Genomic DNA, 22,051 nt, shown 5'->3' on the forward strand with positions numbered 1-22,051 from the left:
CTACAGTTTTAGCCATGATTAATTCCAATCTTTTTTACAAAATTATTGATTGCCATGCTGAATGCATAAGGTTGCTCAACATGCACATTATGCCCCGCCGATGCGATCACCTGATACTGTAACTGGGTGCCTTCGACCAGACGTTTAAATTTTTTGTCTCGCTCGCCACACACATAAATGGTCGGCAAAGCTAATGCTTCCATTGTTTGTAATAATTGTGGTTGCTTCGCTAATGATGTAGCCAGTAGCATACGTGCAACACCAGAACCAAGATTACCACTGCGTTTCAGTACTAAGCTTTGTCTTTGGTCATGATTCAGTGACGAAAATACCGCTTGTTGATACCAGTCAGGTAAAACCTGGTTAAGTGGCTCATATGTAAAACGCTGCGCCCATTTTTGATCATTTGCAAACCTTGTCGCACATTCTGCTTGTGGCAAACCAAAATGCCCACCTTCTATAACAACACCCATTAATTGTGGTATTTTCTTGCGCGCTGACTTCTCGCCTGAATGCGGGACGGCATTAGAATGTATGGATGCCGCATGATACATCGCTAATCGTGCACCCATTGAGTAGCCAATCAATACATATTGTTCAATATTACGATGTTGCAAGGTTTGAAGAATAAGCTGATTAGCGTGAGCAAAGTCGATGGCTTGCACCATCTGGCTTTTACCGTGCCCAGGTAAATCGAACGTAATACAAGGGTGCTCTGACGATAATGTATTCACCACATGACGCCAATCTTGGCCCGCCCCTAATAAGCCGTGTAGAAACACTAACGTGGGTTGTACGCCATTGCTCAATACACCAAAACTTTCAGAGTAAAGCCGCATTTTTGACCATCCCAAATAATGCTTTTATCATTTCACCCGCCTCACCTGCTGGGGTTTTAATTTCAATGATTGTGGTTTTGGGCTGGGTTAATGCGTACAGGCATTGTTCTTCGGCTTGAGGCAATGATTCTGGGCAGTGATAAGCTAAACCAAACATTGCCGCTGCGTGACTAAACTCAAGCCCATGCGGCATACGATAGAGCTCATCACGTTGAAGATCTGGTACTGGCAATAAATCGAAAATACCACCACCATCATTATTCGTTACGATGATCACAACGGGTTGAGATACATCACGCAGTAACGCTAATGAATTAAGATCGTATAACAGTGATGTATCACCCAACAACCCTACCACTGGCGCTTGTCTGGCTTTATTAACGCCAGCGATGGTCGCTATCAAACCATCAATGCCTGACGCCCCACGATTGGTAAATGTCGCCGTTGAGGGTAATTTACCCACCATATCCAACAAACGGATAATTAAGCTATTACCCAAAAACAATTCGGTTTTATCGGGTAACCACGCCCCTAAATTTGCCGCTAAAGATAATTCGGTAAGTTGATCTGAATATTCACCCAGCATCTCGAAATAACGTTCAGATGCAACTTGCAAAGACTTAGCCCAGCCCGCCTGTAAACTGCTTTCAGTAAGGTGCAAGGCGTATGTTGCCCACTCAGCAATAGGCGCTTGAATACGCGAACTACGACGATGTGTTGAATCTAAACGCCCCGCACGGGGATCAATCAACCAATAGTTATCGATGGTACTCGTCGCAATAAACTGTAATAAACGCTTAGAAACAATACGGGCGCCAAACTGAATAACCGTATCAGCTTGTTGAAGAAACGCCTGACAACTGGCATTTTGCAGCCAAACATCAAAGCCTGCCCATGCACTACTGCCACCAGCCTGTGGATCCAATAATAATGGCCACCCCAGTTTTTCAGCCAGCAAGGTAACTTGACCCAGCTCTTCTGGCGCTAAACGCCCTACAATCACAACACCTTTACGCTGGGTTAATGATTGCCATTGCCGTTTATCTATCGCGATATGCGGAGCTAAAGCTTGCTGGTGCAATACATAGGGTAATTCATCACCTTTCCACTCAGAAACCGGGGCAAGGTATTCTGAAAAATCGACATCATCCCCATATAGCGGTTCAGGGTAATGACAATTGAAGTGTATTGCGCGCCCTTGCCGCTGTTGCAGTTGCATGGCTTCATCAATGGTCGACAATAGCCAAGCGGGGGAAATATCTAGCGTTGGAGAGGGAATATCATGAAAAGCGGTCACATGCTGTGAAAAAATGCCGTGTTGAACAATGGCCTGATTAGCACCACATTGAATCAAATCAACAGGTCTATCAGAGGTTAACAATACCAACTTTTCGCCAGTAAGACCGGCTTCAGCCACGGCAGGCAATAAATTGGCAACAGCAGTACCAGATGTGACCACGACAGCAACAGGCTCTTGCGATGCTTTCGCAATACCAAGCGCAAGAAAACCTAAGCCACGCTCATCAAAATGCGTGTGAATAGTAAGCTTACTATTGGCAACGGCAGCTAGCGTCAACGGCGTTGAACGAGATCCTGGGGCGATACAAATATGTTTCACTCCCATGCGCACTAACTCTTCCAGCATTAGACTCGCCCAAAGCGTATTTAATGCTGCGCGATAATTCACCTGAGAAGTCATAGTTCCTGTTGCTTTAAGCTTTACTTTTGTAGGTTGTGTTTTTATACCCTCAGCGGTCATGCTGTTTTTCGCTCCAACTCAGGGCTATCAGATTCTAATAAACTGCACAAAGTTGCAGTTTTTCGATCCAATTCTTTCCACTCGCTGTCTGCTGTCGAACCCGGCACAATGCCAGCCCCAGCAAACAAGTGAATGTCATCACCCATTATTAACGCACTACGAATGGCAACACAGAACTCACTACGTTGGCGGCTTAGGAAACCAACAGCACCGCTATACCAACCTCGCGCAAACGGCTCATGCTCACTGATAAACGCTAACGCTTTATCTCGAGGTAAACCTGCAATGGCAGCAGTAGGTTGAAGGTTATCAAGTAAATCAGCGCTGTAGACTTGCTCATGAAGCTGAGCATCAATGCCACGCTTTAAATGTTGGACTTTTCGTAGACGAATCAGTTCTGGTGTTTGCGCCACGTTCATTGACTCACAACATGGCGTTAAGCGATTCACAATATCATCAACCACTAAACGGTTTTCGTAGCCATTTTTATTATCAGCCATTAGCCAATTTGCTAAACGGTGATCTTCTGAGGCATCGAAACCTCGTCCAATGGTTCCCGCTAAGGCTTCCGTTTTTAAGTCACGATCATGGCGATGAAATAATCGCTCGGGCGTTGAACCAACAAAACAATGCTTAGCATCAAGCGCCATCATAAAGTGAAAGCTATGATTGTTACTTTTACGGCTTGCCTTTAATAATTGCGCAGGGGCAACTGGTGTATCTAACGTCAGTGTTGTACGGCGTGCAAGTACTACTTTCTCAAACACTTTATTCGAAATAGAATCTAACGCCTGAGCGATCATTGATGACCAGCCCGAATAATCTGGAGCATGTGTTCGGCCAATAATATGACTATTGATCTCAGCGACTTCGATTGCCGTTGATGAAATTTTATTTAATGCTTCAACCATCTTTTCTTTATCAGTAGACAGATTAACAGCAAGCTGCCAATTACCATCCATACGGATAACTTCAAGTTGAGGTAAAAAGAAAAAAGAAGAAAGGCAACGACGGTTGCGGTTAGTCCGTCCATCGAATGAACGCCCCCCCCAAATACGCTGATCATCAGCAAGCACTTTCTCAGCCACCATAGGGTCGGTGAATGTTTTGACTTGTCCTAATGCTACAACCTCTTCACGGCTATCTCGAGATTGCCAATAAAATTTGGGAAATAGAGGTTGGGAATCCATCCAATCAATTAGATCAGTATTGGCTGGTAAATCCAGCGATACCATTAATCGTTGGGTTGTATCTGAAGATTGTTGAATTTTCTGAATTAAAAGATCAACTGCAGTTTGTAATGCGGTCAAGGTAACCTCACTCAGCTCTATTGCACCATAACGGTCATCCCTGGCTGATTGTAAAATGTGCCTATCATTGAGCACACAATCCTACCCTTATGATAGTTAAATCTATAACCTCATAATGAACAGGTATTCTACCCCACTAATCACACGCTGACTATTAGTGTGACCACTCAATATAAATATCGAACGCTTATTAAGCGTTATCCCTCAGTGAAATGTACACCTTCTCAGGCAGTCCGTTTTTCAGCTATATCTTGCTTCTATACAATAAGAAATAGAAATCTGACGAAATTCTAACCAATAAATGGGATTAAGCTCTGTAGTAATTGATAAATCCAACAGTATATTGATTAAAAATAATGATTTTTCAGCAAAAAATATGGTTATTGATCAAAACACACAGGTTGGAGTTTTTACTTTATTGCTTTAAACGGTGTTTCTATCTAAACGACAAAGCATAAAGCAGTAGATCACACTCCCATCAAAAGAGTTTTATTGCACAAAATATTGTTTAACCTGATTTTTACCTGTCGGGTATTCCTTTCATACTGTTTTATAGTGTAATTTGGCTGTATAAGAAAATAATTCGCAGGAAAACAATAATGCATAACATCGGGATGTCCTCCAAGCTTAATAATGTCTGCTATGACATACGTGGTCCCGTTCTGAAGCATGCCAAGCGCATGGAAGAAGAAGGTCATAAAATTTTAAAGCTTAATATTGGTAATCCCGCCCCATTTGGTTTCGATGCCCCAGACGAGATTCTGGTAGATGTGATCCGTAACCTACCTACATCTCAAGGGTATTGTGATTCAAAAGGCATTTATCCTGCACGTAAAGCTATTGTTCAGCATTACCAAAAACGCGGTTTACTCGATCTTGATGTTGAAGATGTTTATATCGGTAATGGTGTATCTGAATTGATCGTCATGGCGATGCAAGCTTTACTAGACAACAATGATGAAATCTTAGTTCCCTCTCCTGACTATCCATTATGGACCGCGGCAGTTTCTTTGTCTGGCGGTAACCCTGTACATTATATTTGTGATGAAGAATCAGATTGGTATCCAGATCTTGACGATATTAAAAAGAAAATCACCCCCAATACTCGCGGAATCGTATTAATCAACCCGAATAACCCAACGGGTGCTGTTTATAGCCGTGATTTCTTACTCGAAGTCGTTGAGATTGCACGTAAGCATAAGCTGATCATTTTTGCAGATGAAATCTATGACAAGATTTTATATGAAGGTGCTCAACACACTTCTATCGCACCACTTGCGCCAGACGTTTTCTGTATCACATTTAATGGCCTTTCGAAATCATATCGAGTGTGTGGTTTCCGCGCAGGTTGGATGGTGCTATCTGGTCCTAAGCATGAAGCTAAGGGATATATTGAAGGGCTAGAGATGCTGTCGTCTATGCGTCTGTGTGCCAACGTACCCATGCAACATGCTATTCAAACTGCGCTTGGCGGCTATCAGAGTATTAATGAGCTTATCTTACCGGGGGGGCGCTTATTAGAGCAGCGTGACAAGGCCTACGACTTGATCACTCAAATTCCTGGCGTTTCTTGTGTGAAGCCCAAAGGAGCGCTATATCTATTTCCGAAGTTAGATCAGAAAAAATTCAACATCGTTGATGATCAACGCATGGCACTGGATTTCTTACAACAAGAAAAAGTGCTTATCGTGCATGGTACGGGCTTTAATTGGGTGAAACCGGACCATTTCCGGATTGTGACCTTACCCCGTGTCGATGATTTAGAAATGGCAATTGGTCGACTAGAACGCTTCTTGCACAACTATCGTCAATAGCAACATGATCAATAACAGGCAGCACCAATAACAGGAATCGCCAAAAGAGTTGACCGTTAATATCGACACAGTCGTTTAACGTTCCTCAGCATCAACATCATTTTAGATTATAAGCCTCAGTTATTACTGGGGCTTTTGTTTACCTGCTTTTAGCCTTTTTCTGTTACCTTTAATATTATACCCAAGCCACTGGTCTTTCTTTTCTGAAATAGGATCATCCGATATGGAAAAAAGTCATTTCTTCGCGCACCTAGCACGCATGAACCTAATTCAGCGTTGGCCACTAATGCGTTGTGTATCAACTGAAAACATTTCAGAACATAGCCTTCAAGTTGCTTTTGTTGCTCACGCTCTCGCACTGATAAAAAATAAAAAATTTGATGGTAATACCAATCCAGAACGTATTGCTCTTTTAGGTATGTTTCACGATACCAGCGAGGTATTGACTGGAGATATGCCAACCCCGATCAAGTATTACAACCCTGCGATTGCAGAGGAATACAAAAAAATCGAATTGGCAGCAGAGCAAAAATTGTTATCTATGTTACCAGAAGAATTTCAGGAAGATTATGCGCCACTGCTTGATAGCCATTGCATCAATAAAGATGACTATGTGATAGTGAAACAAGCGGATTCATTATGTGCCTATCTGAAGTGCCTTGAAGAGCTCAATGCTGGTAATCACGAATTTACCCAAGCGAAAAAGCGCTTAGAAAAAACCTTACAAACACGTTCTACACCTGAAATGGAATATTTCCTTAACACGTTTGTAGAGAGCTTTAATTTAACACTGGATGACATCAGTTAATGACTACTTTTGTTTTATCACCTGGCTGGGAACAACGAAAGAGTAACGAACAAAAAATGCGCCGTAACGATCATCGCTCTGTGTATCAACGAGATCGCGCCCGTATTCTGCATTCCGCCGCTTTTCGACGCTTACAAGCAAAAACGCAAGTACACGGTGCGGGCAATCATGATTTCTATCGCACTCGTCTCACGCACTCCTTAGAAGCTTCGCAGATCGGTACGGGTATTGTTGCTCAATTAAAAATCAAACAACCAGATTTTCGTGATTTATTACCGTCAAATAGCTTAATGGAGAGTATCTGCCTTGCTCATGACATTGGCCATCCTCCCTTTGGTCATGGTGGTGAAGTCGCTTTAAATTACATGATGCGCGATCACGGCGGCTTTGAAGGTAATGCTCAAACATTTCGTATTGTTACCTTGCTAGAGCCCTACACCGAACACCACGGAATGAACCTCGCTAGACGCAGCCTACTGGGTTTACTTAAATATCCGGCTTATATTCAAGAGACTCAAGCCACAGATCGCCCTAACGACGTCAGTAATTTCCGTCACCTTAAAGCCAAAGACTGGCACCCAGCTAAAGGAATTTATAGTGATGATAATAAGGCATTCCAATGGGTGCTTGAAGCCTTGTCTGATCACGACAAAGCATTGTTTAAGCAGATGCGCGCTGAACGGTCATCACCACTCGAACACCAGAAAACCCGCTTCAAGTCGCTTGATTGCTCGATCATGGAGCTAGCCGACGATATTGCTTATGGTGTGCATGATTTAGAAGATGCCATTGTGATGGGGATTGTAAACCGAGAGCAATGGCAAAATGCTGTAGCCAGTAAGTTGGCAGAATGTGGTGACACTTGGTTAGAAGAACGCATTACGCAATTGAGTAAAAACTTGTTCGGCACGCATTACCAACGCAAAGATGCGATTGGTGCAATGGTAAATGCTCTACTTACATCCATTCACATTGGCCCAACGATTCAAGATGGCATTGATTGCTTTGAAGAACCATTACTGAAATGGAACGCTTTTTTAACTGAACCAATGGAACGCGCACTCGATGTATTAAAGCAATTCGTCAGCGTTTATGTGGTGCAAAAGCCTGAAATTCAATTATCTGAATACAAAGGCCAGCAGTTAGTGATGGAATTATTTGATGCCTTTGCATCAGATCCAGAACGCTTACTGCCAGAAAATACCCGAGAGCGTTGGCTACACGCCGTTGAGCAAAATGAAAATTCACACCGTATAATTGCTGACTACATTTCAGGAATGACCGATGGATTTGCTCAACGATTGTATAGCACCCTTTTCCAACCAACAGCTGCAATCGCGATTGGCAATGAAGGGCATGGTTTATAAACGTTAAAGGTAAGTTGAACCCTATCCCCAGATAACCTCAAGATGCTCGTTTCAGCAAAAAAACTGCATTTTGAGGTTAACTCGCATACAGAGCGCTAGTTGCTAGAAGCGCCATAATTTTTCTGATAAACACCTTCAGGCATCTGCTGAATCTGAAAATCAATCATCTTATTGAAGGTATCTAATAATGGTTGAAATTTTTCAGGGTGTTCTTCAAGTGCAATTAACGCTAAATAACCCGCTTCTACCGTTGAAACCCCCTGATCTTTAGGTGATTTACGGATGCGATAATTACCATTGTCAGCATTATCAAGATTAACGGTTGGCAATAGCTGTAAATTACTTGATAGCTGCCACATCTTAAACGCTTTTTTCCACGTCCCATCTAATAGAATTAATGTTCGGATCTTATTCGACACCCCCTCTTTCACTGTATCAGAGTGCATTGATAACGAAGACGTAACGAGTTGAGAAATAGGGATTGAGCCATCCCCAGGGTAGACTATCCACACATCTCTATTTTTATCGCTGAGCAAGGCATTTATTTCATCGTGTTCAGAGAAATCTTCACCCACCCATAGATGTGCGTTCGGCAATGACAAAGTAAGTATTCGCGCTGTGCCAATCGCTCGATTAATCTCAGATGGATGTTGTAATATCCATAATTCAGTTTTAGCATCAATGACCTGAACCCAGTGACAAATACAGGCTTTTTTAGCCTTTTTACACTGTCCACAATATCGACTCATGAGGTTGCCTTGTCTATTCGTACGTATTTATTTCTCGTCATTACTATCTGCCTTGTTGCGCAAATACCCACACTTCAGCCTTGGCTTGCTTGGGATCGTAATGCGATTCTTCAGGGTGAAATATGGCGGATATTAACAGGAAATCTAACACATACCAATTGGGCACATTTGTTAATGAATACATTAGCACTCCTAATTATTAGTTTTATTTTTCGTGCCCATTTTAATGCCAAGCGTTACACCGCTTTAATCATTGTGCTTTCTATCGGAATAGGCGGCGGAATATTCGCCACTAACATGCAATGGTACGCTGGATTATCTGGCGTATTGCATGGCATATTTGCTTGGGGGGCCATTAATGATATACGCACAAAAACTAAAGGTGGCTGGCTGTTATTTGTAGGGGTAATCATCAAGATTGCCTGGGAGCAAGCTTATGGCGGATCGCCAAGCTCAGAAGCATTAATTGGGGCTCGTGTGGCAACCGAAGCACACTTAATTGGCGCGTTAATAGGTTCACTGTCAGGCTTTCTCCGCTTTTTTTCATCCCAACAAGGTACTGAAGAAACACACAATTAACCTAATCAATACTACTTTCACTCAATGCAAATGAGAATCGATCTTGAATCGCCCCTTGATAGGTGTATTATGAATACATCTTAAGTGATCGATGAATCACTTCCTATGGTCAGCATGCATTTGTTATCAGTGAGGTTAATTATGAGCCACTTACGCATCCCTAAAAATTGGAAAATACAACGTTCGACTCCTTTCTTTACCAAAGATAATGTACCAGCCGCTTTGCTCTCTCATCACAATACCGCTGAAGGTGTTTTCGGTCAGCTTTGCGTAATGGAAGGCACTGTCACTTACTATGGTTTTGCGGATGAGAATGCGACAGAGCCAGAAGCCATCATTGCTATTCACGCAGGGCAGTTTGCGACCAGCCCTCCTGAATACTGGCATCGTGTCGAATTATCTAATGATGCCCAATTCAACATTAATTTTTGGTCAAACAAAGATAAAACGGGCCAAGCACTATTTAATGCAAAGAAGTAGTGACTGCTCAAAAGAATAATTAAGTCATTGTTTTTTTAATTCATATAACCAAGGAAGGTTTATCTGTACTTTCTTTAAATTCAAAAAGGTAACGTAATGACAGCTCTATATCGTGTGAATATAAAACTACCAGAGGGAATTGTTCGAGTGGGTAAGCGAGGTAAATATAAATTTTCATTAGAAAATGCACAGGTACTAATGAGCGAATACCAGTGCTATGGCTACAACATGTTTTTATCTACCGCTCGGGCTGCATTTACTTATCAGAAGACATAGAATTAGCGTTCATCGATTAACAGAGTCAACTTACAAAATAACAACCTCTCCTGTCGAAGCTGTGCATCCATTCATGAAGGAGTACTACGTTTATCTCCTTCTCGGTGTTATCTACCAGTCATTTATAATTCAATTCTTTCTCTGTTTTTATTAACGGTTGAAGAACCAATACCTTTCACGTTGATCAAATCATCTGCGGTCTGAAAATTTCCATTTTCTTTACGGTAGATAATGATACTTTCAGCTTTTTCAGGACCAATTCCAACCAACAACTTATCTAATTCTTCTGCGTTTGCATTATTAATATTAACTTTTATTTCAATTCCTTCGTACTCATTAGCAGCCTGACTTAACGGTGCTAAGAGTAAAAATATTGAAAATAGTGCCATTTTAATCATCGTCTTCATTTCTATTCCTTTGTATATTCAATTAAGTACTTAGTGATAAACCACAGTGGTTATAACTGAAGACAGAAACGAAGGGGAAGATTTAAAAACGTTTTTACAGTATAAAAACGACGGGTCGCACAATGGCGACCCGTTAATAAAAATATCAATTTCAGTTAATTTGCAGATGTATCCAATTATGGATAACTTACTTCTGCAGTATCGCGAAGCGCTTGAAGTGTTGCAGCCACATCTTGCTGCGCATTCATTTGCTCAACCTGTTTAGCAAAATCACTACTGATTGCCTCTTTAGTAACATCAACATCAATCACCTTATCAAGGGCGATAATTTGAACGTTACCAGCAGCGTCACGCGTCATACCGTACACGGATTTATCATTAGTAGGCTTAGTTAAACTAAATGCCACTTGAGAAACCATACGATCAGGTCCTGAACGGCTGATCGTTTGCTCTTCACCGAAGCTTAAACCTTCAGCTTCAAGCGCATCTGTATTTCCTACACGAAGTGCTGCAATAAGATCGTCTGCTTTAGCTTGTGCATTCAGCTCGCCTTTCTGGCTTGCAAGTTGCGCTTTCACTTTTGCAGAAACGTCATCAAATGGTAATACCATTTCGTCACGAGAATCATCAACACGTACAACAACCACGTGCTCTGGTGCAATCTCAATAATATCAGAATTTAAACCATCTTCGCGTACTTCAGCACTGAACAATGCTTGCATAACCGCAGGGCTAGCCAATACACCTTGTGCATCAGTTTGCGAGATGAAATCTGTTGTGTGAACCGTTGCATTCACGACAGCAGCAGCGTCGTCTAGCGAGTCAGGCATCTCGAATGCTGTTTCCGCTAACTTTGTCTGCATATCGTAGAAGTGTTCAGCAGCTTGCTGTTCACGAAGCTCTACAATGATTTCTGCGCTAACATCTGCAAATGGTTTAACTTGGCTAGCTTTAACTGCGTCTAATTTGATGATGTGGTAACCGAAAGACGATTTAACAACACCAGAAATATCACCGTTATTAGCAAGAGCAAATGCAGCATCTTCAAATGCAGGATCCATCACGCCACGTTCAAACCAATCTAGCTTACCGCCATCTTTGCCACTGTATGTGTCATCAGATGATGATAATGCTAGCTCAGCAAAATCAGCACCAGCATCAAGTTCAGCTTTAAGCGCTTCAGCTTTTGCTTTCGCATCTGCATTGTCGCCCTGAACTAAAATGTGGCTAACTTGACGTTGCTCAACAGAACTGTACTTATCTTTATGTTCTTCGTAATACGCTTTTACATCTTCATCAGACACATCCAGCGTATCTTTTAAACCTTCGCCAGAAAGCTCGATATACGCAACTTTCACTTGGTCAGGACGAGTGAACATTTGAGGGTTTTGCTCATAAAATGCTTTAGCTTCTTCATCAGTCACCGTTGCATTTTTAGTAAAGTCAGCAAGGTCTAATGTAAGGCTACGAACCACACGTTGCTGAGCTTCTAACTTGCGAAGTGCTGTTAATTCACTATCTAGAGCAAAGTCACTACCCTGAATTGCGGTTAAGAATTGCGTACGCAGCATGTCTGTACGCATGTATTCCGCGAACTGATCAGGTGTGAAACCTGAACGACGCAGTAACATGGTGTACGAGTCATTATCAAACTGGCCATCACGTTGGAATTCAGGCATTGAGGTAATCGTTTTACGGATATGCTCATCACTGATGCGAAGACCAAGCTCTGTAGCACGTTGTTCGATCAATACGTCATTGATCATGCGATCAAGAACGCTTTGACGGAACTGCTTAACATACTCAGGATCACCTAATAGCGTCGAGAAGTAGTCACCAAGCTGTGACTGCATTCGGTTGCGCTCATTTTGGTAAGCCTGTTCAAATTCGTTTTGGCTAATTTCAGTGCCATTAATTTTTGCTGCAGCTGGCTGGCTACCACCGGCTAGATAACTACCGACCCCGGCAAAAACAAAAGAAAAAATAATTAAGCCAAGAATAACCTTAACCCAAATACTGTTAACGCCTTCGCGCAATCGTTCCATCATAATCTGCCGTATCTCCTACATGTCTAGCTGATATGGTACTGTGAGTAATGCCTGCGCTAACAATCAACTAATCTCGCTAATTGTCTACCGCAATATCATCTGATATAAATTACACCAGTATAAAGTAAAAAAAGCGCATCTACACGATGCGCCTCATCAGATTTGTCTAATTGTATAAACAACCGACAATAATCTTTGTGCTGTAATTTCACACAACGTAAACACAAGGCTAATTGCCCAGCTCTATCACAAGAGCTAATATTGCAGACGCTTATAAATTTACAGAATCTTTAAGTGCTTTACCTGGCTTGAAGCCTGGTACTTTCGCTGCTGCAATTTGAATTTCTTCACCCGTTTGAGGGTTACGACCTGTACGTGCTGCACGTTCACGTACTGAGAAGGTACCAAAACCCACTAAAGCAACCTGATCACCATCTTTCAATGTACCAGATACAGCATCAATGAATGCATCTAGAGCACGGCCTGCAGACGCTTTTGAGATATCTGCACTTTCTGCGATTTTATCAACTAACTGAGTTTTGTTCACGATTTCATCCCCTCTATGAACATTGTCCGTAAGCAACCTTGTTTGCGAAAACCCATTTCATTTGAGCTTTCACAGCGGACAACCAAAATATTTATCAAGCTTTATTATGCCAATACAACAACCCAAGATTGAGTGTATGCATTGATATTATTGAGCTAACAGCGAATTAGACCTAACTTATAGCCAGACAAAAAAACGCTGACAAGGCTTTTCGCACTTGAAAGCGTCTTTTCTTTACTTAACTTTGCTGCACATCACTATTTGGGGCATTTACCAGTTCAATGCCTGTTGGATTATTCTGCAGCGCTATCGTTAGCACTTCATCAATCCAACGTACTGGGCGCACGAGCAAATCAGCAATTACGTTAGCTGGAATCTCTTCCAAGTCACGTTCATTCTCTTTAGGAATGATGACAGTTTTAATACCACCGCGGTGGGCTGCTAACAGTTTCTCTTTCAAGCCACCGATTGGCAACACTTCACCACGTAGGGTTATTTCACCCGTCATTGCAACATCAGCACGAACAGGGTTACCTGTTAAACTAGAAACAAGTGCCGTACACATTGCGACACCAGCACTTGGGCCATCTTTTGGTGTTGCACCTTCTGGTACGTGAACGTGAATATCACGCTTCTCGTAAAAGTCGGTAGCAATACCTAAACGCTCTGCACGTGCTCTTACAACGGTCATTGCTGCTTGAATCGACTCTTGCATCACATCACCGAGTGAGCCCGTGTAGGTCAACTTACCTTTACCTAGCATTGACTCCGTTTCGATGGTTAATAAATCACCACCGACTTCAGTCCACGCTAAACCTGTCACTTGACCAATACGATTGCTTTCATCGGCTTTACCGTAATCACAACGCTGCACACCAAGGTAGTCTTTAAGGTTAGCTTGATTAATCGTGACTTTCTTGACGTCTTTATTCAATAAAATTTCTTTTACTGCTTTACGACAAAGTTTTGAAATCTCTCGCTCAAGACTACGTACACCCGCTTCACGTGTGTAGTAACGAATAATGCCGATTAACGCTGAATCTTCAACTTCAATCTCGCCCACTTTTAAGCCATTACGTTGAATCTGCTTATCGAGTAGGTGATTTTTCGCAATATTTAACTTCTCATCTTCGGTATAACCCGACAGACGAATAACTTCCATACGATCAAGTAATGGACCTGGAATATTCATTGAGTTAGACGTTGCGACAAACATTACATCAGAAAGATCGTAATCAACTTCCAAGTAATGATCGTTAAAAGCGTTGTTTTGCTCGGGATCTAATACTTCAAGTAAAGCAGAAGCTGGATCGCCACGCATATCAGATGACATTTTGTCGATTTCATCTAATAAGAACAGTGGGTTTTTCACCTCAACCTTAGCCATTTTTTGAATCAGCTTACCCGGCATAGAACCAATATACGTTCTACGGTGACCACGGATTTCAGCTTCATCACGAACACCGCCTAGCGCCATTCGTACGTACTTACGTCCAGTTGCGGCAGCAATAGACTGACCTAGTGACGTTTTACCTACACCAGGAGGACCAACAAGACAAAGAATTGGACCTTTCAGCTTATTAATACGGCTTTGAACCGCTAAATACTCAAGAATACGTTCTTTAACGCGTTCTAAGCCGTAGTGATCGGCATTCAGCACTTCTTCAGCTTTCGCTAAGTTGCGCTTCACTTTAGAACGCTTGTGCCAAGGCACACTCAGCATCCAGTCGATATAACCACGCACGACAGTTGCTTCCGCAGACATAGGAGACATCATTTTAAGCTTTTGAAGCTCTTGTTCTGTCTTCTCTTTCGCTTCCGCTGGCATCTTAGATGCTTCAATCTTTATTTTTAAAGATTCAAATTCATCTGGTGCATCATCAAGCTCACCCAATTCTTTTTGGATGGCTTTCATTTGTTCATTTAGATAATACTCGCGCTGGCTCTTTTCCATTTGCTTCTTAACGCGTCCACGAATGCGTTTTTCAACTTGAAGCAAATCGATTTCAGATTCCATCATCGCCATCAAGAACTCTAAACGCTCTGTGATATCGATAATTTCGAGTACTTTCTGTTTATCTGCCAACTTCAAAGGCATGTGCGCAGCAATGGTATCAGCAAGGCGTGCCGCTTCATCAATACCATTTAAAGACGTTAGCACTTCTGGTGGGATCTTCTTATTCAGCTTAATGAAGCCTTCGAATTGGTTGATAGCAGTACGTACCAGTACTTCCTGCTCTCTTTCATCCATTTCTGGTGTAACCAAAAATTCGGCTTGCGCGCTGAAAAACTCATTATCGACGAGATTTTCAACCGTCGCACGCTGCTGACCTTCAACCAGAACCTTCACCGTCCCATCTGGCAATTTCAATAACTGCAGAATAGTGGCAACTGTACCTACATCGTACAAATCTGTAATTACAGGTTCATCTGTGGCAGCTTCTTTCTGAGCTACCAGTAAAATTTGTTTATTGTTATCCATTGCTGATTCAAGGCAACGAATTGATTTTTCCCGTCCCACAAACAATGGAATCACCATGTGAGGGTATACCACCACATCACGCAGTGGCAGAACCGGAATATCAAGGCGCTCGGAACGCTCCAGGTTCATATGCTTCTCTCTTCCTTTTGGTCTCTTTAATGAGTATATGGGGGTAACCCACTATTATTCAACGGGAGAAGTAACAGAAAACAAAAAAGGAGGCCAAAGCCTCCTTTTTTTATTCATTATGTGCAGTTATTAGACACTTATTCAGCACCAGCCGCCTGATTTTCGGTGTTTTCGTAAATCATAAGTGGTTCTGACTCGCCGTTGATAACAGACTCATCAATAACAACTTTACTTACACCAACAGCCGATGGCAGTTCATACATTGTATCAAGTAAAACAGCCTCAACAATTGAACGTAAGCCACGGGCACCAGTTTTACGGTCCATTGCTTTACGTGCAATCGCAACTAATGCATCGTCACGGAACTCAAGCTCAACATTTTCAAGCTCAAGTAGCGCAGCGTACTGCTTAGTTAATGCATTTTTTGGTTCGCGAAGAATTTGAACCAATGCATCTTGATCAAGTTCAGTCAACGTTGCTGTTACAGGCAAACGACCAATAAACTCAGGAATAAGACCGTACTTAACCAAATCTTCTGGTTCTACTTTCTTAAACAAGTCACTGATTGTACGCTCTTCGCTCTTTGAACGAACATCAGCACCAAAGCCAATCCCCGTACCCGTTGCGACACGCTGCTCAACAACTTTATCTAGGCCTGCAAATGCACCGCCACAGATAAATAGAATCTTAGAAGTATCTACTTGTAAGAACTCTTGTTGAGGATGCTTACGACCACCTTGTGGTGGAACAGAAGCCACTGTACCTTCAATCAATTTCAATAGCGCCTGCTGAACACCTTCACCAGATACGTCACGCGTAATTGATGGATTATCAGACTTACGAGAAATCTTATCGATCTCATCGATATAAACAATACCGCGCTCAGCTTTAGCTACATCATAATCACATTTCTGTAGCAGCTTCTGAATGATGTTTTCAACATCTTCACCAACATAACCCGCTTCAGTCAGCGTCGTTGCGTCAGCCATTGTAAATGGAACGTCTAGCATACGTGCTAGCGTTTCAGCTAGAAGCGTTTTACCACTACCAGTAGGACCGATAAGTAGAATATTACTTTTACCTAGCTCAACACCATCACTTGTAGTGTCGCCATTACGAAGACGTTTGTAGTGGTTGTATACCGCTACAGCCAAAACCTTTTTCGCATGGTTTTGACCAATAACATAATCATCCAGGTTTGTACGAATTTCTTGCGGAGTCGGAAGTTCATTGCCATCACGCTTAGGCATCACTTCTTTGATTTCTTCGCGAATGATGTCGTTACAAAGATCGACACACTCATCGCAAATATACACAGAAGGGCCAGCGATTAGCTTACGAACTTCGTGTTGACTTTTTCCACAGAAAGAGCAATACAGCAGTTTTCCACTACCACTCTCTTTTCGCTTATCTGTCATTCGCTAACCTCATTTTGGGTTTACACCCATCATTGCTTTGTTTTGAGTGTATAACAATTCTTACTATTTTGCTCCGTTACACAGTAAAGCTGCACAACAAAACCATCAGAAAGAATTAATCACGCTGCGCCAAAACAGAATCAACCAAACCGTATTCAACCGCCTGATCTGCTGACATAAAGTTATCACGGTCTGTATCGCCTTCAACAATTTCTAAAGGTTGACCGGTATGCTCAGCAAGTAGGTTATTCAAACGTTGTTTGATAGTTAGAATTTCTTGTGCATGGATTTGAATATCCGATGCTTGTCCTTGGAAGCCACCTAACGGCTGGTGAATCATAACTCGAGAGTTAGGTAGACAATGGCGTTTACCTTTTGCACCACCAGCTAGCAGGAATGCTCCCATAGAACATGCTTGCCCCATACATACAGTGCTCACATTTGGTTTAATAAACTGCATAGTGTCATAAATTGACATGCCAGCAGTAACAGAACCACCTGGTGAGTTGATATACAGAAAGATATCTTTATCTGGGTTTTCAGATTCAAGAAACAATAGCTGTGCAACCACTAAATTAGCCATATGATCTTCAACCTGACCGGTCAGGAAGATAATACGCTCTTTTAGTAATCGGGAATAAATGTCGTAAGAACGCTCACCACGAGAAGTCTGCTCGACCACCATTGGAACCAGCGCATCCGTAATTGGAGACATTGCGTTTCTTTCTTGGTAGCTCATAACGTTATTTCCCTAAAATAAATGGCCCGAATGAAATGACTCACACGGACCATTGTTAGCAGATGATTCGAAACAAAGTCAAATCTCTACAGCAATTTCAGCAAATTAAGCTGCTGGTTGGTTCATTAAATCGTTAAAACCAACTTCTTTTTCTGTAACCTGAGCTTTAGCAAGAAGCGCATCAATAGCTTGCTCTTCTAGTGCAACATTACGCATGTTGCTCATCATCTTTTCGTTCTGCTCGTAGTAAGAAACAACTTCTGTTGGATCTTCGTAAGCAGAAGCCATTTCAGCGATGATTGCTTTAACGCGATCTTCGTCTGCTTTTAGCTCTTCAGTTTTGATTACTTCACCGATAAGAAGACCAACAACTACACGACGCTTAGCTTGTTCTTCGAAAAGCTCACGTGGTAGTTCAGGCGTGTTCTTAGCATCGCCACCAAAACGCTGTGCAGCTTGCTGACGTAGTACGTTGATTTCTTGATCGATAAGAGCAGTAGGAACATTGATATCGTTCTGCTCAACAAGACCATCAAGAACCTGCTCTTTAATGCGGCCTTTAACTGCTTGCTTAAGTTCACGTTCCATGTTCTTACGAACTTCAGTTTTAAGACCTTCAATAGAACCGTCTAGAACACCAAACTTAGCAATGAACTCTTCAGTTAGCTCAGGCAATTCCTGTGCTTCAACTTTATGTAGAGTGATTGCGAAAGATGCTGCTTTACCTTTTAGGTTTTCAGCATGGTATTCTTCAGGGAAAGTTACTTCTAGAGTAAATTCTTCGCCTGCTTTTTTACCAACGATACCGTCTTCAAAACCAGGAATCATGCGGTTTTGGCCCATAGCTAGAGCGAAACCGTCAGCTTTACCGCCTTCGAATTCTTCACCGTCGATAGAACCGATGAAATCGATAGTTACACGGCTATCAGCTTCTGCTGCAGCATCAACGTCAGACCAAGTTGCTTGCTGCTTACGTAGCGTATCAAGCATGTTAGTCACGTCTTCGTCTTTTACTTCAACTGCTGGCTTTTCTACAGCAATTTTATCTAGACCCGCTAAAGCGATTTCAGGGAATACTTCGAAAGAAGCTTTAAATACAAGATCTTTACCTTCAGCCATGTCTACTGGAGTAAAAGTAGGTGCGCCCGCTGGATTGATTTTTTCTTTAACGATAGCTTCGATAAAGTGACGCTGCATTACTTCGCCTAGGATATCTTGACGAACAGAACCGCCAAACATACGAGCAACCATTTTCATCGGTGCTTTACCAGGACGGAAACCATCGAAACGACGATTTTTAGCAATTTTTTTCAGCTCTGCAGTTACTGCGTTTTCAATGTTAGCAGCAGGAACTGTAATAGTTAGATGGCGTTCTAGGCCTTCAGTAGTTTCAACGGTAACTTGCATTTTATTAAACCTCAAATCTTACTCAGTTTTCCTGAGTGATGTCGCCGAACAGTCATTTAAGACGGTGGCATCCTTTCGTGTTACGGCTAAAACCATAACACCTCTAATTCTGCTAATTTCTAGTACTTCTGACTTAACAATTCCAAAGATAAACCATCTTCCAAAGAGCAAAAAGCCACAGGACTAGAAATTTAACGCGCTATTATAGCGATCTGAGCACTTGCCGTCGAGGCTGATAATGTCAAACCGCAATCAAATGCAACTTCAGGACAAGATAGGGGCTAAAATTCGATTTTCAAGGGCGAAAAGTAAAAAATCTGCTTTAAGCATGCTTTTTCAACGTAAAAGACGCAAAAACAACCGAATGGGAAACAAGATAAGTATAAAGATTAGTCAAAACATTCAATCTTATCGGATCGAATTTATCGTTCAAAAAACGAACTTATCAATAACTTTATAGCTAAACAACGTAGATTGTGTAACGCGGCTTAATCATAATGTATTGAAAAGACGAAATCAGATGATGATAACTATGCTTCAATCATGTGATGATCAGAAAGAGATGATAAAAAATGAGATGAACAAGAAAGAGGTGGTGCGCCCTGCAGGATTCGAACCTGCGACCACATCCTTAGAAGGGACGTGCTCTATCCAGCTGAGCTAAGGGCGCTCTGTGTTATTTTTAATAACTAAGTTCGGTGATAACTAAAAACGAAATCACTGACGTAACATTGCGTTACGGGGCAGAATTATACGTCGCTACGATACAAGGTCAATGCTTTTCCCTGAATTTTTCCACTTTAAGTGTTAAGCGGTCAAAGTTCCAACAACATGGTTTAATTCAAGTCTGAAATATCCCCCCTCTCTTCTCTCTCCTAAGTAATTTAAGCCAATGGCATGGCTATCATTTGGCTATTAATGATAGCCATGCGCTCGAACAAACAAAAAGCAAACGTTTGCGCGGTAGACCTTAATCACATTATCTGAGACAATTGCGTTGCTTATTCTTAGCCCTACCCCAAAAGGAAAAACATGGCAGCTCAAATTATTGATGGCAAATTAATAGCCCAAACGGTTCGACAAGAAGTAGCCGCACGCGTTAAAGCACGCGTTGAAGCTGGGTTACGAGCACCTGGTTTAGCCGTGGTACTTGTAGGGCAAGATCCAGCCTCTCAAATTTATGTTGGCAGCAAACGTAAAGCTTGTGAAGAAGTTGGGTTCATATCTCAATCATTCGATCTGCCTGCAAACACAAAAGAAGTAGAACTTTTAGCATTAATTAACGAGCTAAATACCAATAAAGAGATTGATGGTATTTTAGTACAGCTACCACTGCCTGCAGGTATTGATACCACAAAAATACTTGAGCATATCGACCCGGAAAAAGATGTCGATGGTTTCCACCCATATAATGTGGGTCGTTTAAGCCAGCGTATTCCTAAACTCCGTTCGTGTACGCCAAAAGGCATTATCACTCTGCTAGAGCGTTACAATATTCCCGTACGTGGTAAACATGCTGTTATTGTTGGCGCATCCAATATTGTGGGTCGACCAATGACATTAGAGATGCTATTAGCAGGTGCGACAACAACCACATGTCACCGCTTCACTCAAGATCTTGAGCACCATGTAAGACAAGCCGACATTTTGGTTGTTGCCGTGGGTAAACCTAGCTTTATTCCAGGTGATTGGATTAAAGAAGGGGCGACAATTATCGATGTAGGTATCAATCGTTTAGATAGCGGTAAACTAGCGGGTGATGTGGAATATGATGTTGCCCGTGAAAAAGCAAAATACATTACCCCCGTACCTGGCGGTGTGGGTCCAATGACAGTCGCTACGTTAATCGAGAATACATTATTAGCTTGTGAACAGTATCATTCGGACTAAGCTCAGAGGCGAAAAGAAAAAAGCGAGTGGCCTTGGGCCTCTCGCCATTTCCCATTTAAAGTGTTTTAACCATGTCTTTTAGATAGGCTTTGAAATCATCACCAAGGCTATTATGGCGAATACCATATTCAACAAAAGCCTGCATGTAACCAAGCTTAGTACCGCAATCATGGCTCTTTCCTGACATATGGAACGCATTAACTTGCTGAGACTCCATCAGCATATCAATAGCATCTGTTAACTGAATTTCATCACCTGCGCCAACAGGGGTACGTTCTAGCATTCTCCAAATTTCAGCAGGAAGCACGTAACGCCCCACTATCGCAAGGTTTGAGGGAGCATCTTCAAGCGCTGGTTTCTCTACCACTTTAGTCATTGCTGCGGTTTCACCCGGCTTTAAGTCAACGCCGCTGACATCAGCAACACCGTAACTCGATACATCAGCCATTGGAACGGGCTCTACCATTACTTGGCTTATTTTTGTGTCATTGAACGCTGCAATCATTGCAGCCATATTTTCAGTGCGTAAATCACTGGCAACATCATCAAGAACAACATCAGGTAGAACAACAGCAAAAGGTTCATCCCCCACTAACGGGTGCGCACTTAGCACCGCATGGCCTAAACCTTTGGCTTGACCCTGACGGACGTGCATGATCGTTACATCTTTAGGACAAATACTTTGTACTTCTTCAAGTAGTTGACGCTTAACACGTTTCTCTAATGTCGCTTCCAATTCAAAAGAGGTATCAAAATGGTTTTCAATCGAGTTCTTTGATGAATGGGTAACCAAGATAATTTCTTTAATACCCGCTGCAACACACTCGTTTACCACGTATTGGATCAAAGGACGGTCAACAATAGGCAACATCTCTTTCGGGATAGCCTTCGTTGCTGGCAACATACGTGTACCAAGACCCGCAACAGGGATAACGGCTTTACGAACAAGGGAAGTATTCTTCATTATCAATTCCATTAATTTTCAAAAGATGTTGGTGACACC

At 42.1% G+C, this 22,051-nt stretch carries 19 protein-coding genes and 1 tRNA gene; 7 read left to right on the forward strand and 13 right to left on the reverse strand.

Annotation, left to right across the window (positions count from 1 at the left end; translation table 11 throughout):
- Nucleotides 1-8: 8 nt before the first annotated feature.
- The 3 genes from menH to C9J47_RS13165 are packed head-to-tail and all read right to left on the reverse strand — an operon-like array spanning nucleotide 9 to nucleotide 3,908.
- Complete coding sequence (gene menH / locus C9J47_RS13155; protein WP_107253948.1) at nucleotides 9-839, reverse strand: 2-succinyl-6-hydroxy-2,4-cyclohexadiene-1-carboxylate synthase; 831 nt, start codon at nucleotides 837-839, stop codon at nucleotides 9-11.
- Nucleotides 823-2,538 carry a 2-succinyl-5-enolpyruvyl-6-hydroxy-3-cyclohexene-1-carboxylic-acid synthase gene (gene menD / locus C9J47_RS13160; protein WP_107254165.1) on the reverse strand — a complete coding sequence of 572 codons (1,716 nt, stop codon included), beginning with the start codon at nucleotides 2,536-2,538 and terminating at the stop codon, nucleotides 823-825. Before menD ends, menH begins: the two co-directional genes overlap by 17 nt.
- 56 nt (nucleotides 2,539-2,594) lie before the next feature.
- Nucleotides 2,595-3,908 carry an isochorismate synthase gene (locus tag C9J47_RS13165; RefSeq protein WP_170107511.1) on the reverse strand — a complete coding sequence of 438 codons (1,314 nt, stop codon included), beginning with the start codon at nucleotides 3,906-3,908 and terminating at the stop codon, nucleotides 2,595-2,597.
- Between the two features lie 599 nt (nucleotides 3,909-4,507).
- Between C9J47_RS13165 and C9J47_RS13170 the strand changes: the two genes are divergently transcribed.
- From C9J47_RS13170 to C9J47_RS13180, 3 genes are all read left to right on the forward strand, one after another.
- On the forward strand, nucleotides 4,508-5,722 hold the full coding sequence (locus C9J47_RS13170; RefSeq protein WP_006232995.1) for a pyridoxal phosphate-dependent aminotransferase: 1,215 nt from the start codon (nucleotides 4,508-4,510) through the stop codon (nucleotides 5,720-5,722).
- A gap of 223 nt (nucleotides 5,723-5,945) precedes the next feature.
- The gene (yfbR, locus tag C9J47_RS13175; protein ID WP_006232994.1) at nucleotides 5,946-6,530 is read left to right on the forward strand and encodes a 5'-deoxynucleotidase; all 585 of its coding nucleotides are present in this window, start codon (nucleotides 5,946-5,948) and stop codon (nucleotides 6,528-6,530) included.
- Nucleotides 6,530-7,897 carry an anti-phage deoxyguanosine triphosphatase gene (locus C9J47_RS13180; protein WP_107253950.1) on the forward strand — a complete coding sequence of 456 codons (1,368 nt, stop codon included), beginning with the start codon at nucleotides 6,530-6,532 and terminating at the stop codon, nucleotides 7,895-7,897. The genes yfbR and C9J47_RS13180 overlap by 1 nt, the downstream gene beginning before the upstream one ends.
- Before the next feature lie 95 nt (nucleotides 7,898-7,992).
- Here C9J47_RS13180 and C9J47_RS13185 read toward each other — a convergent pair whose 3' ends face one another.
- Entirely contained in the window at nucleotides 7,993-8,646 is a 654-nt protein-coding gene (locus C9J47_RS13185; RefSeq protein WP_107253951.1) for a tRNA-uridine aminocarboxypropyltransferase, read from the reverse strand.
- A 9-nt stretch (nucleotides 8,647-8,655) separates the two neighbouring features.
- Between C9J47_RS13185 and rrtA the strand changes: the two genes are divergently transcribed.
- The 3 genes from rrtA to C9J47_RS13200 all read left to right on the forward strand — a co-directional run bounded on the left by rrtA (nucleotide 8,656) and on the right by C9J47_RS13200 (nucleotide 9,981).
- Entirely contained in the window at nucleotides 8,656-9,225 is a 570-nt protein-coding gene (rrtA, locus tag C9J47_RS13190; protein WP_245903457.1) for a rhombosortase, read from the forward strand.
- Nucleotides 9,226-9,366: 141 nt separating this feature from the next.
- Complete coding sequence (locus tag C9J47_RS13195) at nucleotides 9,367-9,705, forward strand: TehB family protein (protein ID WP_107253952.1); 339 nt, start codon at nucleotides 9,367-9,369, stop codon at nucleotides 9,703-9,705.
- Nucleotides 9,706-9,801: 96 nt separating this feature from the next.
- Entirely contained in the window at nucleotides 9,802-9,981 is a 180-nt protein-coding gene (locus tag C9J47_RS13200; RefSeq protein WP_107253953.1) for a hypothetical protein, read from the forward strand.
- Between the two features lie 122 nt (nucleotides 9,982-10,103).
- On the opposite strand, the gene C9J47_RS13205 is transcribed toward C9J47_RS13200, so the two are convergent.
- The 8 genes from C9J47_RS13205 to C9J47_RS13245 form a co-directional block, all read right to left on the reverse strand.
- Nucleotides 10,104-10,370 (reverse strand): ComEA family DNA-binding protein, encoded by a 267-nt coding sequence (locus C9J47_RS13205; RefSeq protein ID WP_245903474.1) that lies wholly within the window; start codon nucleotides 10,368-10,370, stop codon nucleotides 10,104-10,106.
- 194 nt (nucleotides 10,371-10,564) lie between these two features.
- Nucleotides 10,565-12,436 carry a peptidylprolyl isomerase gene (gene ppiD, locus C9J47_RS13210; RefSeq protein ID WP_107253955.1) on the reverse strand — a complete coding sequence of 624 codons (1,872 nt, stop codon included), beginning with the start codon at nucleotides 12,434-12,436 and terminating at the stop codon, nucleotides 10,565-10,567.
- A 271-nt stretch (nucleotides 12,437-12,707) separates the two neighbouring features.
- A complete protein-coding gene (gene hupB, locus C9J47_RS13215) occupies nucleotides 12,708-12,983 on the reverse strand; it encodes a nucleoid-associated protein HU-beta (RefSeq protein WP_006232987.1) in 276 nt (91 codons plus the stop codon).
- A 238-nt stretch (nucleotides 12,984-13,221) separates the two neighbouring features.
- Entirely contained in the window at nucleotides 13,222-15,594 is a 2,373-nt protein-coding gene (gene lon, locus C9J47_RS13220) for an endopeptidase La (RefSeq protein ID WP_107253956.1), read from the reverse strand.
- A 137-nt stretch (nucleotides 15,595-15,731) separates the two neighbouring features.
- A complete protein-coding gene (gene clpX, locus C9J47_RS13225) occupies nucleotides 15,732-17,012 on the reverse strand; it encodes an ATP-dependent protease ATP-binding subunit ClpX (protein ID WP_107253957.1) in 1,281 nt (426 codons plus the stop codon).
- 115 nt (nucleotides 17,013-17,127) lie between these two features.
- Nucleotides 17,128-17,751: an ATP-dependent Clp endopeptidase proteolytic subunit ClpP gene (gene clpP, locus C9J47_RS13230; protein ID WP_107253958.1), complete on the reverse strand. Its 624-nt coding sequence runs from the start codon at nucleotides 17,749-17,751 to the stop codon at nucleotides 17,128-17,130.
- 105 nt (nucleotides 17,752-17,856) lie between these two features.
- Nucleotides 17,857-19,158, reverse strand: a complete 1,302-nt coding sequence (gene tig / locus C9J47_RS13235; protein ID WP_107253959.1) for a trigger factor — start codon at nucleotides 19,156-19,158, stop codon at nucleotides 17,857-17,859.
- Nucleotides 19,159-19,751: 593 nt separating this feature from the next.
- A tRNA-Arg gene (locus C9J47_RS13245) sits at nucleotides 19,752-19,828 on the reverse strand.
- Between the two features lie 362 nt (nucleotides 19,829-20,190).
- Here C9J47_RS13245 and folD point away from each other — a divergent pair.
- Nucleotides 20,191-21,048 carry a bifunctional methylenetetrahydrofolate dehydrogenase/methenyltetrahydrofolate cyclohydrolase FolD gene (folD, locus tag C9J47_RS13250; RefSeq protein WP_107253961.1) on the forward strand — a complete coding sequence of 286 codons (858 nt, stop codon included), beginning with the start codon at nucleotides 20,191-20,193 and terminating at the stop codon, nucleotides 21,046-21,048.
- 55 nt (nucleotides 21,049-21,103) lie between these two features.
- On the opposite strand, the gene galU is transcribed toward folD, so the two are convergent.
- Complete coding sequence (gene galU, locus C9J47_RS13255; protein WP_107253962.1) at nucleotides 21,104-22,012, reverse strand: UTP--glucose-1-phosphate uridylyltransferase GalU; 909 nt, start codon at nucleotides 22,010-22,012, stop codon at nucleotides 21,104-21,106.
- Nucleotides 22,013-22,051 lie beyond the last annotated feature (39 nt).

The sequence above is a fragment of the Photobacterium indicum genome (assembly GCF_003026215.1).
Classification (GTDB): domain Bacteria; phylum Pseudomonadota; class Gammaproteobacteria; order Enterobacterales; family Vibrionaceae; genus Photobacterium; species Photobacterium indicum.